General features: G+C 62.6%; 13 protein-coding genes. 6 read left to right on the top strand and 7 right to left on the bottom strand.

Going from position 1 to position 14,686, the window contains the following annotated elements; translation table 11 throughout:
• Positions 1–87 precede the first annotated feature (87 nt).
• A complete protein-coding gene (locus tag AC1Q80_RS28485) occupies positions 88–819 on the top strand; it encodes a transcriptional regulator NanR (RefSeq protein WP_173421103.1) in 732 nt (243 codons plus the stop codon).
• On the opposite strand, the gene apnL is transcribed toward AC1Q80_RS28485, so the two are convergent.
• The 7 genes from apnL to AC1Q80_RS28450 all read right to left on the bottom strand — a co-directional run bounded on the left by apnL (position 816) and on the right by AC1Q80_RS28450 (position 8,933).
• Positions 816–2,738, bottom strand: a complete 1,923-nt coding sequence (gene apnL / locus AC1Q80_RS28480; protein ID WP_492362622.1) for a D-apionate lactonase — start codon at positions 2,736–2,738, stop codon at positions 816–818. The two genes, AC1Q80_RS28485 and apnL, sit on opposite strands and share 4 nt — an antisense overlap.
• Positions 2,735–3,769, bottom strand: a complete 1,035-nt coding sequence (locus AC1Q80_RS28475) for a Gfo/Idh/MocA family protein (RefSeq protein ID WP_492362621.1) — start codon at positions 3,767–3,769, stop codon at positions 2,735–2,737. Before AC1Q80_RS28475 ends, apnL begins: the two co-directional genes overlap by 4 nt.
• A 3-nt stretch (positions 3,770–3,772) precedes the next feature.
• Entirely contained in the window at positions 3,773–4,837 is a 1,065-nt protein-coding gene (locus AC1Q80_RS28470) for an ABC transporter permease (protein ID WP_173421106.1), read from the bottom strand.
• Positions 4,834–6,387 (bottom strand): sugar ABC transporter ATP-binding protein, encoded by a 1,554-nt coding sequence (locus tag AC1Q80_RS28465; protein ID WP_492362620.1) that lies wholly within the window; start codon positions 6,385–6,387, stop codon positions 4,834–4,836. The genes AC1Q80_RS28470 and AC1Q80_RS28465 overlap by 4 nt, the downstream gene beginning before the upstream one ends.
• The gene (locus tag AC1Q80_RS28460) at positions 6,384–7,028 is read right to left on the bottom strand and encodes a DUF2291 family protein (RefSeq protein WP_492362619.1); all 645 of its coding nucleotides are present in this window, start codon (positions 7,026–7,028) and stop codon (positions 6,384–6,386) included. Before AC1Q80_RS28460 ends, AC1Q80_RS28465 begins: the two co-directional genes overlap by 4 nt.
• 66 nt (positions 7,029–7,094) lie before the next feature.
• Entirely contained in the window at positions 7,095–8,036 is a 942-nt protein-coding gene (locus AC1Q80_RS28455) for a D-ribose ABC transporter substrate-binding protein (protein WP_209793020.1), read from the bottom strand.
• 69 nt (positions 8,037–8,105) lie between these two features.
• A complete protein-coding gene (locus AC1Q80_RS28450; protein ID WP_173421110.1) occupies positions 8,106–8,933 on the bottom strand; it encodes a phosphogluconate dehydrogenase C-terminal domain-containing protein in 828 nt (275 codons plus the stop codon).
• Positions 8,934–9,170: 237 nt separating this feature from the next.
• Between AC1Q80_RS28450 and ytfQ the strand changes: the two genes are divergently transcribed.
• The 5 genes from ytfQ (at position 9,171) to AC1Q80_RS28425 (ending at position 14,651) form a co-directional block, all read left to right on the top strand.
• Positions 9,171–10,133, top strand: coding sequence for a galactofuranose ABC transporter, galactofuranose-binding protein YtfQ (gene ytfQ / locus AC1Q80_RS28445; protein WP_173421111.1), 963 nt, complete (start codon positions 9,171–9,173; stop codon positions 10,131–10,133).
• Positions 10,134–10,375: 242 nt separating this feature from the next.
• Complete coding sequence (gene ytfR / locus AC1Q80_RS28440) at positions 10,376–11,896, top strand: galactofuranose ABC transporter, ATP-binding protein YtfR (RefSeq protein ID WP_492362618.1); 1,521 nt, start codon at positions 10,376–10,378, stop codon at positions 11,894–11,896.
• Positions 11,893–12,918 (top strand): ABC transporter permease, encoded by a 1,026-nt coding sequence (locus AC1Q80_RS28435; RefSeq protein WP_173421113.1) that lies wholly within the window; start codon positions 11,893–11,895, stop codon positions 12,916–12,918. The genes ytfR and AC1Q80_RS28435 overlap by 4 nt, the downstream gene beginning before the upstream one ends.
• A complete protein-coding gene (gene yjfF, locus AC1Q80_RS28430; RefSeq protein WP_492362617.1) occupies positions 12,915–13,883 on the top strand; it encodes a galactofuranose ABC transporter, permease protein YjfF in 969 nt (322 codons plus the stop codon). Before AC1Q80_RS28435 ends, yjfF begins: the two co-directional genes overlap by 4 nt.
• 21 nt (positions 13,884–13,904) lie before the next feature.
• The gene (locus AC1Q80_RS28425; RefSeq protein WP_492362616.1) at positions 13,905–14,651 is read left to right on the top strand and encodes a FadR/GntR family transcriptional regulator; all 747 of its coding nucleotides are present in this window, start codon (positions 13,905–13,907) and stop codon (positions 14,649–14,651) included.
• The last annotated feature ends 35 nt before the right edge of the window (positions 14,652–14,686 follow it).

The following is a 14,686-nucleotide window of genomic DNA, read 5'->3' as shown; positions in this document are numbered from 1 at the left end:
CTCTGAGCGGGCGTCGCCATGCGAACCATTCCTTATCCGCTGGAATCGTGCATATAGGACAGACGCTCAGGCACCGGTGGAGTTCACATGATCAGCCAGCCAGAACCCATTGTTCGCAGGAAACTCTCCGACGAGGTTTTCGCCCGTTTGAAGACCTTGATCGAAAGCGGCGAATTGCAGCCCGGCGACGAGATGCCGTCGGAACGCATGCTGATGGAACGGTTTCAGGTCGGCCGACCGGCGATCCGCGAAGCGATGCAAGCCCTTGCGAATATGGGCCTTGTGGAGATCTCGCATGGCGAACGCGCCAAGGTGCTCAAGCTTACGCCGAAGTCGCTCTTCCGCCAAATGGACGTGGCCGCGAAGATCATGTTGTCGGGCTCTTCGGATTCGCTCGAACATCTGAAGAGCGCGCGCATCTTCTTCGAACGCGGCATGGTGCGCGAAGCCGCGAGCCGCGCAACGGCGGCAGATGTCGCCGCGCTGAAGGACACGCTCGCCCGCCAACGCGACGCGCTTGGCGATTCCGAAACCTTCATCGCCGCCGACATGGCCTTCCATAGCTGCATCGCGCAGATTTCCGGCAACCCCATCTACACCGCCGTCAGCGAAGCGATGCTGGGTTGGCTGAAGGAGTACCACACGGAAATGCTGATCTGGACAGGCCGGGAGAACCACACGCTCGCCGAGCACGAAGAGATCATCGACTGCATCAGCCGTGGCAATCCCGACGATGCCGAACAGGCGATGATCAAACACCTCGAGCGCTCGCGCGCGCTCTATGCCTTGAAGGGCAAGGCTGAAGGCGCCAACGGCTAACGGGGAATGTCGACGCGGGCAACAGCATAGGCCGGCAACCGGATGCTTTCTCCGCAAAGGTCGACGGCCCTCGGCTCACCGGAGCTCTCTCGCATCCAGTTCTCGTCGAGAATGGTAAGTTTTGACTTACCGATTCGACCGATAGTCAAAATCTGAGCCTGCGGACCGATGTTCGCCAGAAGCACCGTTCTGCCGCTATCCGTAACCGCGCCGATACCGACAAGCGCGTCCGCAGCGCTGGTTTCGACCGCCACGCCCGCACGGCCCGACAATTCCGCCAGCCACTTCAGCACGTGAAAGAGCGGACGCTTTCCGCCTTCCTTCACCGGTTCTCCGGCGGCGGCAATCAGACCGAACGGGCCGCAAAGCGTCGAGAGCGTCAGCACCTCCAGCCCGGCATCGGCCACCGTCGCCGCATAGGCAAGCGTCCATGCGGCGCCGAAGAGGGCGTTGTGCCGCGGGTCCCTGTTCGCCATGGCAATCCGCCGGCCAAGCAGGTTTTCCTTCGTGGCACTGCCATAGGGGTTCTGGCGCATCGCGATCGTCGATGGGCCGATGCGGTAGGGCTTTTCTCCATAGATCGCGCGAACTGAACGCGTCACATGACGCAAGGCTTCGAACGTCTGCATGACACTCAGATCGTCTGCGGCATGGACGATCGGATTGGTGCAATGGGTAAGATAGGACAATGGCTCGGGCGGTACGCGTTTGCGATTGAGCTCGGTGAAGTAGCTGAACATGCCACCGCCAAGCGGCAGTCCGGGAAACGCACGCTGCGCCGCCGCATAGACCGCTTCGAGTGGCGGGCAATCCGGCCAGACACTTCCGGGCGGCGTCGACTGGCGATCGACCGAAGGCGACACCGCAATGCTCGAAAGCGTGAGCCCGGTCTTTTCGACATCAGCCGCGATCGCCCGCAGTTCCTCGTCGAGCGGCTGTCGGCAGGACAAGACGCACTCGAGGGTCACCTTGGCGCCGCTCGCATGCGCAATTCTCCGGAAGCCTGAAAGCGCCTCGCTCCCATGACGGGCGCCCGGATCGAAATGGCAGATCAGGTGCCGGGCGCCAAGCTCGGCGACGAGACCTGCATGGCGCATTTCCTCCGTCAGATCCTCCGGACGCAGGCCAAGGCCGATCTCGGGGAGCGTCTGGCCGATCTCGGCGAGCGAAATCTCGATTGCTCCACCCACCCGTTCATCCGTAGCGGCCGGCGGAGCGGACTGTGTGATTGTCAGCCGAACCGACTGACGAAGCATTTCGCCCGCCTTCAGCATATAGGGCCAAGGCAGTGCCAGTGGGCGAACATAGGTCTTGTAGGAACCATCCGTCCAATTGCGCTGGTCTTCCATTTCGAAGACATCGCCGGTCATCCGGCACTCGGCCGTGACCCCGGGCGCGGCCTCATGGGTGATGGCCGAAATGCTCTTGAACGGCTGCCAAGGCTCGATGAAATCGGGAAAAATGGCCCGCTCGATCGTGCCGTCACCATGCTCTACCGCAACGGGCCTGCCGGCGACGCCCACAACCGGATGAAGCACGACAAAACCGGCGCGCGCCGTCTCAAAATCGCGATCGGGCGTGAACTCCGCGGCAAAGGTGACGGATCGAGGGTCGAGCGTGATCCTCGCATCGCAGCGAAGAATGGCCCCGTCCGGCGCCGCGAACCGGGCGGTGTAGCGGACGGTAGCATGACCAGCGATTTCCTCGATCTGCACGCCGTCCAGCACCGCTTCGCAGGTGCCCCAATCACGATCGCGAACGAGAAACGAAATGCCGCGCAGAACCTCCCGTCCGGCAAACCGGATCGTGCGCAGATTGCCGCCCACCAGGTCGACGCTCAGTTGTCCCGCCTGTAGGCGTTGCACGGGCGGCTCGCTCTCGTCGGAACCGAACAGGAGAAACGCGCGCGATAGCGTCATCCGAGGAATTCCGAGAGCGGCACGGTGCGCTTTTCCGCTGCGCTGAGATAGGACGCCTCGACCAGTGCAAAGGTCTGCAGGTTGTCGCGACCGGATGTGTCGGGTTCGCGCCCGTCGCGCAAACACTCGACCCAATGGCGCTGAATGAGACCGACGCTTTCCTGAATGTTGTGCCACGGCCGCGAGGCCCAGGGCAGAAGGCGAGGCTGCACGTCGCTCACCTCCGTTCCATCCGGCGAGTGAACGGACAGGCGGTAACTCTGCGACAGGCGGAGCGTGCCCTTGCTGCCATCGACTTCGAGCAAGGTTTCCGGGAAAGGCTCGACCGGCAGCCGGGTCGCATAGCTGCAATCGACGATGGAGGTGATGCCGGCCGCATGATCGAGCATCATCGTTGCGACATCCTCGCCTGCAATCGCAGGATTGACCCGTCGCGTGCGCGCCGTCACAGCCGTCGCATTGCCAAACAGAAAACGGGCGATATCCAGCGCATGAATGCCGAGATCCTCGATGATGAACCGTTTGCCGGTGGCAAGATAAGGTTGGCCGGAGAAAACGTCATAGGCAGAGCGGAAGCTGACACGTCCCCAGAAGACTTCGCCAATCGCGCCGCTGTCGATTGCGGCCTTCGCCGCCCGGACCGGCGATTGCCAGCGGAAGTTTTCATGGATCATGAAGGCGACGCCAGCCCGGTCACAGGCGGCGACCATCGCGGCAGCGTCTTCCATTGTCGGCGCGAACGGTTTTTGGCAGATCGTCGCCACGCCGTTTGCCGCCGCCATCTCCACCAGGGGGCGATGGCTGGCAACCGTCGTCGCGATGTCGACGAAATCGAACCCGCCATCGGCAAACAGCGCTTCTGCGGACCTATAGCGTCGCTCAATGCCGAAGGTGTCGCCGACGATCTGCAGCCGCGCCGGATCACGGTCGCAGATCGCGACGATGCGCGCGCCCGCAGCGTCGCTCCAGCCGTGCATCTGGTTGACCGCGAAGAAGCCGCAACCGATCAGCGCACCTTTCAATTCCGTCATCCTTCAACCCTTCTTGGCAAGCTGCATCAAGGTCACCTGCTGCTGCAGGCGGCGCTGGGCCTGATCGACAACCACCGCGACGATGATCACAATGCCCTTGATCACCATCTGCCAGAAGGAGGAGATCCCCATCATCACGAGCCCGTCCGACAGAATGCCGATGACGAAGGCGCCGATGATCGTGCCACCGATGGTACCGCGCCCGCCGGACATCGACGTGCCGCCGAGAACAGCCGCCGCGATCGCGTTCAGTTCGAACGAATTGCCGGTCGCCGGATGCGACGCCATCAGTTCCGACGAGATCACAAGGCCGACGATCGCCGCGCAGAAGCCCGAGAACATGTAGACGAACATCTTCACCCGGTCGACCCGGATGCCCGACATGCGTGCGGCGCGCTCGTTGCCGCCAACGGCAAAGATGTGGCGGCCGATCGGCGTGTATTTGGCGACATAGGCGGCTGCCAGCGCCACGACGATGAGGATCCAGATCGAAACCGGCAGGCCGAGCACACGCCCCGACCCGAGGAAGGCAAAGCCCGTGGTCGCAAGCTCCGGCTTGCCGACGAGGTTGGGGAACGTCTGGCCGTCCGACGACAGCAGCGCGAACCCGCGTGCTACATAGAGCGTGCCAAGCGTGGCAATGAACGGCGCCACGTTGAGTTTGGTGATCAGCAGACCGTTGATCGCGCCGATTGCGACGCCGACGGCAAGCGTGATCAGGCAAACCTCGACGATGTTGAAGTAGACGGTGAAACCGAACTGCAGGTCGATGCCGTTGAGGATGAGACCGCCGGCCACCATGCCGCAGAGCCCGACGATCGACCCGACCGACAGGTCGATGCCGCCAGTGATGATGACGAAAGTCATGCCCATGGCCAGGAACGCGTTCAGCGCCACGTGCTTGGACATCAGGATGATGTTGGCCGTCGACAGGAAGTTCGGCGCGAAGATCGAGAAGAAAGCGATCACCGCGAACAAGGCGATGAAGGTTCTGAGCTTCATCAGGGTCAACAGGACCGACCCGCTGGAAACGTCCGTCGCGTCGGTGGTCGTGGTTGCCGTCGTCATTGGGCGAGTTCCCTTGTCGTTTTGTGTCCTTCGGCAGAAGCCTTGACGATCAGTTCTTCGGTCGCGTCCCGGCGGTCGATCACGGTGACCAACCGGCCGTTGCTCATGACCGCGATGCGGTCGGACAGCGCCATCACCTCCTCGAGGTCCGAGGTGGAAAAGAGGATGGCGAGCCCCTCGCCCGCCAGGCGCCGCATCGTGCGAAACACGTCCGCTTTTGCCCCGACATCGATGCCGCGGCTCGGCTCGTCCATCAGCAGAACCTTCGGCTCCGTCATCAGCGCCTTGCCGATCACCACCTTCTGCTGGTTGCCACCCGACATCGAGGTCACTTCGAAGTCGGGGTTCGGGGCCTTGATGGAGAGATCGCGGATCGCCGATTTGATGGCCGACTGCTCGCGCTCGCCGGCGATGTGGAAACCGAAGCGCACGAAACGATCGAGGCTTGCCAGCGTCAGGTTGCTGGCGATCGAGAGCGCCTGCACCAGACCTTCGCGCTGCCGGTCCTCCGGGATCAGCGCCAGGCCCTCCCGGATCCGGCGCGACGTATCGCGACCGGCGACCTCGACGCCACCGACACGAATGCTGCCGGTGGAATGGGCATGCTGGCCCATCACGCATTCGAAGAATTCGCTGCGCCCTGCCCCCATCAATCCATAGATGCCGAGCACTTCACCTGCCCGCACAGAGATCGAGACGTGATCGACAGCAAGACCGCCTGTCTTGCGCGGCAGGCAGATATCCTCTGCACGGAATATTTCCTCGCCGAGGCGATGATCGACGGACTTGGCAAAATCCTTGGCGTCGGAGCCAATCATCGAGCGGACGATCCACTTGGTGTCGATGTCGCGGACCATGGCATGCCCGGTAATCTGGCCGTCGCGCAGGACGGTAATATAGTCGCCGATGCGCATCAGTTCTTCGAGGCGGTGGGAGATATAGACGATCGCCACCCCTTGTACCTTCAGCTCGCCGATGACCTTGAAGAGCACATCGACTTCGGCCGCCGACAACGCCGATGTCGGTTCGTCGAGAATAAGGATTCGGGTATCGAGCGAGATCGCCTTGGCGATCTCGACCAGTTGCTGCTGGCCGATCGGAAGGTCCTCCACCAGCGTCTCGGCGTTGATGCCGGCGTCGAGCTTGTCGAGGAAATGATTGGCCTTTTCGACCTGCGCGCGATGGTCAATGCCACGAACGCCGCGCATGATCTCGCGCGTGGCAAAGATGTTCTCGGCCACCGGCAGGTTGCCGAAAAGATTGAGCTCCTGAAATACCATGCCGATGCCATGACGCTGGGCGTCGGCCGGCGAATGAAACTCGACCTCCTGGCCGTCGATGAGGATCCTTCCGAGCGAAGGCTTCTCCACCCCGGCAATGATCCGCATCAACGTCGACTTGCCGGCGCCGTTCTCGCCGACAAGCACGTTCACGGCACCGCGCCGCAGCGCCAGATTGGCATGGCGCACGGCGACGATGCCGGAATAGACCTTGGTCACATCCTCAAGGCGCAGCACGCAGTTGTCGTCTTTTTCTGGGTGCATTGTCATTCGCTCACCGCCAGCTGGACCGGTACGAACAGCGGCAACTGTGTCTTGGCAGGCAGCGGAAAGGCCCCCAGCGCATCGACCTTCTTGCCGACGAGCCCGTCGCGCGAGAGCTTTTCCAGAATGAGGCTGTTGACATGGGTGTTGAACGACTTGCCGTATTGCGCCCACTCGATCTGGTTCTTGAATTCGTTGAAATTGACGAAGTCGAGACTGTCGCGGATCGCCGTGCCGCGGATCGCCGGCCCGATCTGCACGCGGGCATCGGCCTTACCGTCACCATCAGCGTCGACATCCACATAGGCCGATCGCGATTTCGTTTCGGCTGCAACGATGGTGCCGGTGAGGCGAGCCGCAAATGTCCAGGGCGCGCTTCCCTGCTTTTCCTTGTGGCCGTATTTCGCGCCCGCCGCCTCGGGATTGCCTGAAGCAAGCGCGGCCACCTCCTGAAAGCCGCCGGCCTTCTTGTCGAGGTAGGGCACCACTTTCGTGTCCCAGCTTTCGGCGACCATACGATCGGGATTGAAGCCGCCGGACGCGGCCTCGGCAGCCTCCTGCGCCGTGGGCGTCTTGATGATCTTGCAACCCGACAGAGCGATCGCACAGACAAGTGCAAGCGCAGCCGCGGCCTTCAACTTCCGCATCGAGAACTACTCCGTGACAGGACGATGGCGCGCGACGGCGGTCTGCGTCGTCGCGCGCCTGGAGGATCAGTCGGCGAGAGCGAACGTCTCGAGCTGGCCGGCGTTCTCGCTGTTGATCAGCACGCAATCCATCAGCTGCTTTTCTTCCGCCGGGCCCTTGCCTGTCGTGATGTAGTCGTGGGCCTGTTGGACGGCCATCTGCGCCTGGGCAAAGGCCGGCTGCAGAACAGTCGCCTTGATGCCGCCCGACTTGATTGAGTCGCGGACGTCGTTGGAGCCGTCGAAGCCGACGACGATGACGTCCTTGCGCCCGGCCGCCTGAAGCGCGGCGATTGCGCCCATCGCCATGGTGTCGTTGCCGGAGATCACGCCCTTGATATCGGGATTGGCCTGCAGGATGGTCTCCATCTTGCTGTAGCCCTCGGTCTGGCTCCAGTTCGCCGACTGCTGCGCGACCATCTTCATCTCGGGATATTCGCCGATGACGTCGTGGTAACCCTTCGAGCGGATGCCGGCGTTGAGATCAGCCTCGCGGCCAAGCAGCTCGACATAGTTGCCGCTCTCGCCCATCAGGCGGACGAACTCTTCGGCGCCGAGCTGGGCGCCCTGATAGTTGTTGGAGACGATCTGGGAGACGGCGACACCGGTGGCGTTGATCTCACGATCGATGAGGAAGGAGGGAACGCCCGCATCCTTGGCTTTCTGAACCGCAGCAATCGAGGCTTCGGATCCGGCATTGTCGAGGATGATCGCCTTGGCACCGCGGCCGATGGCGGTGTCGATCAGCTGCGACTGCTTGTTGGCATCGTCGTCATGAACGAGGACGAGGGTCTCGTAGCCCAGTTCCTTGGCCTTGGCCTCGGCACCGACGGCTTCCGCCTTGAAGAACGGGTTGTCATGCGATGGCGTGATGATCGCGATCAAATCAGCGGCATAGGCCGGAATGGCCGAGCCCGCTGCCAGGAACGCCGCAAAGGCGGCGATGGTCATTCTGCGTGTCAGTTTCATCAGTTTTCTCCTCCCAGGTTGAATGGTGATCGGAGCCGCCTCACCGGCTCCGATGTCTCGTGCGCACCATCAGGTGATGCGGCGAATGCTGTCGGTGATTTCCTGTGGCTCGAACACCCGCTTCCAGTCGTCGCGCATCAGCATCGGCTTGCCGAACTCGATCGCCTTGTTGCAGGCATCGGAAAAGACACCTTCGACCTCGTCGAAGATCACCGCGCCGAGCACGTTCATATGCCCGAGCAGGAAATCCCGCGCCGCTTCGCGCGGCACGCCGCGGGCGATGCATTCGTCCATCGCCTCGCGCATGACGACCAGCAGCGACGCGCATACGGTTTCCGACAGACCGGGCTCCAGCAGGGCCATCTGCTCGACGGTGACGCGGTGCGAGCGCATGACCGGCGCCCATATGAGCTTGGCGATCTCTTCGCCCTTGGCATAGTCGGCCTCAGGCCCCTGCATCAGCGCAGAGACGATATGCTGCTTGGCGGCGATGCCGCCGAAATGATCCTTGCGCGCGGCAAGCTCCGTCTCGTCGTTGAAGATCGGCGGATGGCAGGGATGCGTGACGAAATAGGTGAGATCGTCGCGCTCGGGCAGGTGGCCGGCGAAAGGTGCTGCCGCATCGAGGACGACGACCATCGTGCCCGGCGCCAATTGATCGACGATGCCTGCTGCAACCTTGCCGATCGCGGTATCCGGCACGGCGAGAATGACGACGTCAGCGCCATCGAGCGCCTGCTCGACATTCACTGTGCTGAGGCCGAGTTCCTTTGCCAGACGCGCGCGGCCAAGCTCGCTCACCTCGACGTGGCGCACATCGAAACGCGAGCCTTTGAGGTTCTTGGCCAGTCGGCAACCCATCTTGCCGCCAGCGCCGAACAAAGCAATCGAGGTCATGTCGTCTCTCCCAATCAGATCCTGTGACCGAAGTCATACGCGCAACTGGTATAATGAGTCAATAAGCATATCATCATCCATTGCGCACTTTCGGATCAATCGAGGACCTGCATCCGGATTTTTGCATCTTCCGGTGCGCCTCTGCCGAGCTTGTCCTCAAACGTGAGTTTACAAAAGTATTATTATATGATTTTTTGAGTTTGCTGCTGGGAGAGCAGCTTTCTTTGGGAGGAAACCATGAAATTCGCCAAAGCACTCGCGAGTGCAACGATCCTTGCTGCCTGCACGTTCGGCAGCGCATCTGCCGCAGATCTCGTCGTCGGCTTCTCGCAGATCGGCTCGGAGTCCGGCTGGCGCGCGGCGGAGACCACGCTGACGAAGCAGCAGGCTCAAGAGCGCGGCATCGACCTGAAATTCGCCGATGCCCAACAGAAACAGGAAAACCAGATCAAGGCGCTGCGCTCCTTCATCGCCCAGGGCGTCAATGCCATCCTGCTTGCCCCTGTTGTCGCCACCGGCTGGGACGAAGTCCTTCAGGAAGCCAAGGATGCGGAAATCCCGGTCATCCTGCTCGACCGGACCGTCGACGCTTCCGACGACCTCTACATGACCGCCGTCACCTCGGACCTCGTGCATGAAGGCAATGTCGCCGGCAAGTGGCTTGCCGACACGGTTGCCGGCAAGCCGTGCAACATCGTCGAACTCCAGGGCACGACAGGTTCTTCGCCGGCTATCGACCGCAAGAAGGGCTTCGAGCAGGCCCTTTCCGGCCACGACAACCTGAAGATCGTGCGCAGCCAGACTGGCGATTTCACCCGTACCAAGGGCAAGGAAGTCATGGAAAGCTTCCTCAAGGCCGAGGACGGCGGCAAGAACATCTGTGCACTTTACGCCCATAACGACGACATGGCCGTCGGCGCTATCCAGGCGATCAAGGAAGCCGGCCTGAAGCCGGGCACGGACATCCTCGTGGTCTCGATCGATGCTGTCCCGGATATCTTCCAGGCGATGGCGGCAGGCGAAGCCAATGCGACCGTCGAACTGACGCCGAACATGGCCGGTCCTGCTTTCGACGCGCTCGCCGCGTTCCAGAAGGACGGAACGAAGCCGCCGAAGTGGATCCAGACGGAATCGAAGCTCTACACCCAGGCCGATGATCCGACGAAGATCTACGAAGCCAAGAAGGGGCTCGGTTACTGATCCCAGACACGACAGGCGCCGGCGCAAACCGTCGGCACCTGTTGTCGCAAGCCGGGCGATCGGCACCGCGGGTTTGAGCGATGGAACGGGCACGCCCACCTCGTTCTCGCCGCGGGTTGACGTCGGGCCGGCATGCTTTGCTCGAGTACGAGGATCGATGCGAAGCAGGACCGGTGCTTCGGCACGCTGAAGCGATGCGGCGCGCCCATTCGGGCGCTCCGCGTTCCACTCAGGGAGGGATCATGCAGACCATTGGCGACAGCCTGCTTTCCGCGACGCGGATCGACAAGGTTTTCCCCGGCGCAAAGGCGCTGGACAAGGTCGACTTTCATTTGCGTCGTGGCGAGGTTCATGCGCTTCTCGGCGAGAACGGCGCCGGCAAGTCGACGCTTGTCAAATGTCTCACCGGCGCCTATCGGCGCGATGGCGGGACGATCCTGCTCGAGGGTGTCGAGGTGGATCCGCGCGACACGTTCAATGCGCAGAAGCTCGGCATCGGTACCGTGTATCAGGAAGTCAACCTGCTGCCCAATCTGACGGTCGCGGAGAACCTCTTTCTCGGCCGGCAACCGCGCCGGCTGGGGCTCGTCGATGTCGGCGCCATGAACCGCCAGGCGCGCGCGCTGCTTGAAAACTACGAGCTCGATCTCGACGTCACCCGTGCGCTCGACAGCTATTCCGTCGCCATTCAGCAGGTCGTGGCGATCGCCCGTGCCGTCGATCTCTCCGGCAAGGTGCTGATCCTGGACGAGCCGACGGCAAGTCTCGACGCCCACGAGGTCGAGATGCTGTTTCGCATCATCCGCCGGCTGAAGGCCCGCGGGCTCGGCATCGTCTTCATCACCCATTTCCTCGAGCAGGTCTACGAAATCTCCGATCGCATCACCGTACTGCGCAACGGCCAGCTGGTCGGCACCCGCGACACGGGCACACTCGAGCGGCGCGACCTGATCTCGATGATGATCGGCCGCGAGCTTGCAGCGGAGATCCGCGCAGCGCGCGAAGAGCCCGATGTCACTGGACCGGTGCGCTATCGCTTCAAGGATTACGGCCGCAAGGGCCACATCTCCCCTTTCGACCTCGACGTGAAGGCGGGCGAAGTCGTCGGCATTGCCGGGCTTCTCGGTTCCGGTCGCACGGAGACCGCCGAGATCCTCTTCGGCGCGCACCGCGCCGACAGCGGCACGGCGGAGGTGGACGGGAAACCCGTCCAGCTATCGTCGCCGCGCCGGGCGATCGCGCGCCGGTTCGGCTTCTGCCCGGAAGATCGCAAGACCGCCGGCATCGTCGGCGACCTCTCGGTGCGTGAAAACATCGTGCTGGCGTTGCAGGCGCGGCGCGGATGGACCCGACCGATCTCGCGCACCGAACAGAACCGCCTCGCCGACCACTACATCCGCGCGCTCGACATCCGCACGGCCGATCGCGAAAAGCCGATCCGGCTCCTGTCCGGCGGCAACCAGCAGAAGGCCATTCTCGCCCGTTGGCTGGCGACCGAGCCCGAATTCCTGATCCTCGACGAGCCGACGCGCGGCATCGATGTCGGCGCGCATGCCGAGATCGTCCGACTGATCGAGGGCCTGCGCGAGAGAGGCATGTCGCTGCTGGTCATATCGTCGGAGATCGAGGAACTCGTCGCCTATTCGACGCGCATCGTCGTGCTTCGCGACCGCCAGCACGTTGCCGCGCTCGAAGGCAACAGGATCACCGCGGACCAGATCATCGAAGCCATCGCATCGGCGAATGAACGGGGAGCGGCATGACAGCAATACTCAAGAGCTATGCGCTCCGGCTTCTGCCGCAGATCATAGCGCTGGCGGCCATCCTCCTGATGGTATCGTTCGTGTTCCCAGGCTTCTTCCGCCTCGAAATTCAGAACGGCCGCCTTTATGGCAGCCTCATCGACATCCTCAACCGCGGCGCACCCGTGGTGCTGCTCGCGATTGGCATGACCGTCGTCATCGCCACCAAAGGCATCGATCTTTCCGTCGGCGCCGTGATGGCGATCTGCGGAGCGGTGGCCGCCTCGTCGATCACGTCAGGCCACTCGCTGGCGATGACGCTCGTGATCACCCTTGGCACCGGCATCCTCTGCGGCCTATGGAACGGCGTCCTCGTCGCGATACTTGATATCCAGCCGATCATCGCGACGCTTGTGCTGATGGTCGCCGGGCGCGGCATCGCCCAGCTCGTCACCGAAGGCGCCATCCTCACCTTCAACGATCCGGGGCTGATCTTCCTTGGCAGCGGCTCCTTCGCATGGCTGCCCCTGCCCGTGATCATCTGGCTGGTCTTCGGCATTCTGGTCGCGCTGATCGTGCGCAAGACGGCACTTGGCATGCTGATCGAGGCGATCGGCATCAACCGCCAGGCAAGCACGCTCTCCGGCGTGCTGACCCCGGTGCTGCTGATCGCTGCCTATATGTTGTCAGGCCTTTGTGCCGCGATTGCCGGCATCATCGCTGCCGCCGACATCAAGGGCGCCGACGCCAACAATGCCGGGCTCTGGCTCGAACTCGACGCGATCCTGGCCGTGGTCATCGGCGGCACCTCGCTTCTCGGCGGTCGCTTCAGCATCGCAGCCTCCGTGCTCGGTGCAATCATCATTCAGTCGATCAACACCGGCATCCTGCTTTCCGGCTTCCCGCCGGAATTCAACCTGATCATCAAGGCGGCGATCATCGTCTTCATTCTCGTGCTGCAGTCGCCGCCGGTTCGCAACGCATTCACCTTTGTAGCGCTCCTGCGCGCCAGCAGAAAACCGACGGAGCGGCAAGCGCGATGAAACCGAAATACCTGCCGCTGACCGCAACCATCGTCATTTTCGTGGTGAGCTACGCACTTTGCGCCGCGCAATACCCCAACATCCTGTCGACGCGGGTGATCGGCAACCTCCTGACCGACAACGCCTTTCTCGGCATCGCCGCCGTCGGCATGACCTTTGTTATCCTGTCCGGCGGCATCGACCTGTCGATCGGCTCGGTCATCGCCTTCACCGGGGTGTTTCTGGCTGTCGTGCTGGACAATACCGCTATCCATCCACTGGCGGCTTTCGCCTTGGTGCTCTTGATCACGACGCTTTTCGGTGCGGTGATGGGTGCCATCATTCACTACCTGGAGATGCCCGCCTTCATCGTCACGCTCGCCGGCATGTTTCTGGCGCGGGGCATGGCCTTCGTGCTGTCGATCGACAGCATCGCCATCAAGCACCCGTTCTACGGCACGATGAAAGCGCTCTACTACAAGCTTCCCGGCGGCGGCAGGATAACGCTCATCGGCGGGTTGATGCTGCTGGTCTTCGCCATCGGCATCCTCATTGCCCATCGCACCCGGTTCGGCACCGACGTCTATGCGCTTGGCGGCGGCACAGCCACCGCCAAGCTGATGGGCGTCCCGGTCGGGCGCACCACCATCCTGATCTACGCGTTGTCGGGCCTGCTCGCCGGTCTCTCCGGCATCGTCTTCTCGCTCTACACGTCGGCGGGATATTCGCTTGCGGCTGTTGGCGTCGAGCTCGACGCAATCACCGCGGTGGTCATCGGTGGAACGCTTCTGACCGGCGGCTCCGGTTTCGTCGCGGGCACCTTCATCGGCATTCTCATCCAGGGCCTGATCCAGACCTACATCACCTTTGACGGCTCCCTCTCCAGCTGGTGGACGAAGATCCTGATCGGCCTGCTGCTGTTCGTCTTCATCCTGATGCAGAAGGGCATCGTCTACGTGTCCCGCCGCGAACAGCGGCACGCCTAGGAAAGGACCCCGTTGCACGTCATGTCGCCAGGACGCTTCGCAAGACAACCCGTGAAACGCTCGAGCCACGGCCATGTGGTCGACGAACTCGGGCGCGCGGTGATCGGCGGCGAGTTCGCAGCCGGCGATATTCTGCCAGGGGATGTCGAGCTGGCGGCACGCTTCAAGGTGTCGCGCACAGTGCTTCGCGAGGCAATGAAGACGCTCGCAGCCAAAGGCCTCGTGTTCCCCCGTGCGCGCATCGGCACGCGCGTGATGCCGCAGGCGCATTGGAACCTGTTCGACAGCGACGTGCTTTCCTGGCATTTCAGCGTCGGTGTCGACGAGACGTTCCTCAATCACCTGAGCGAAATCCGGCTGGCGCTCGAACCGTCGGCGGCAGCGCTTGCGGCCGAGCGCGCCTCCGACGCCGACATTGCCCAGATGATGCGGCTTGCCGTTGCCATGGGCAACGACGACCACAGCGCAGAGACACTCGCCCATGCTGACCTGGAGTTCCACCTGCATCTTCTCGATGCATCGCTCAATCCGTTCATGCGGACGGTCGGCAATTTGATCGAGGCGGCGCTGATCGGCGTATTCAAGCTTACCAACCCGAATGCTGACCGTAACGAAATCGACCGTGTCGCCGTGACCCACATCCGCATTGTCGAAGAAATTCGCCGCGGTGACTCCGAGGGCGCCCGGCAGGCGATGGAAGACGTCATCCGGGCGGGCCAGCAGCGACTGATGTCAGACCTGACGGTGCAAGGGCACAGGCCGTCGTAACAGGCCGCGCGTCGCACGCGACCGGTGTCCGAACC

This window comes from Ensifer sp. GW823-FHT05D09, from assembly GCF_058795755.1.
Note: the sequence above shows the minus strand (reverse complement) of the source record. Positions and strands in the feature narration are given on the sequence as shown.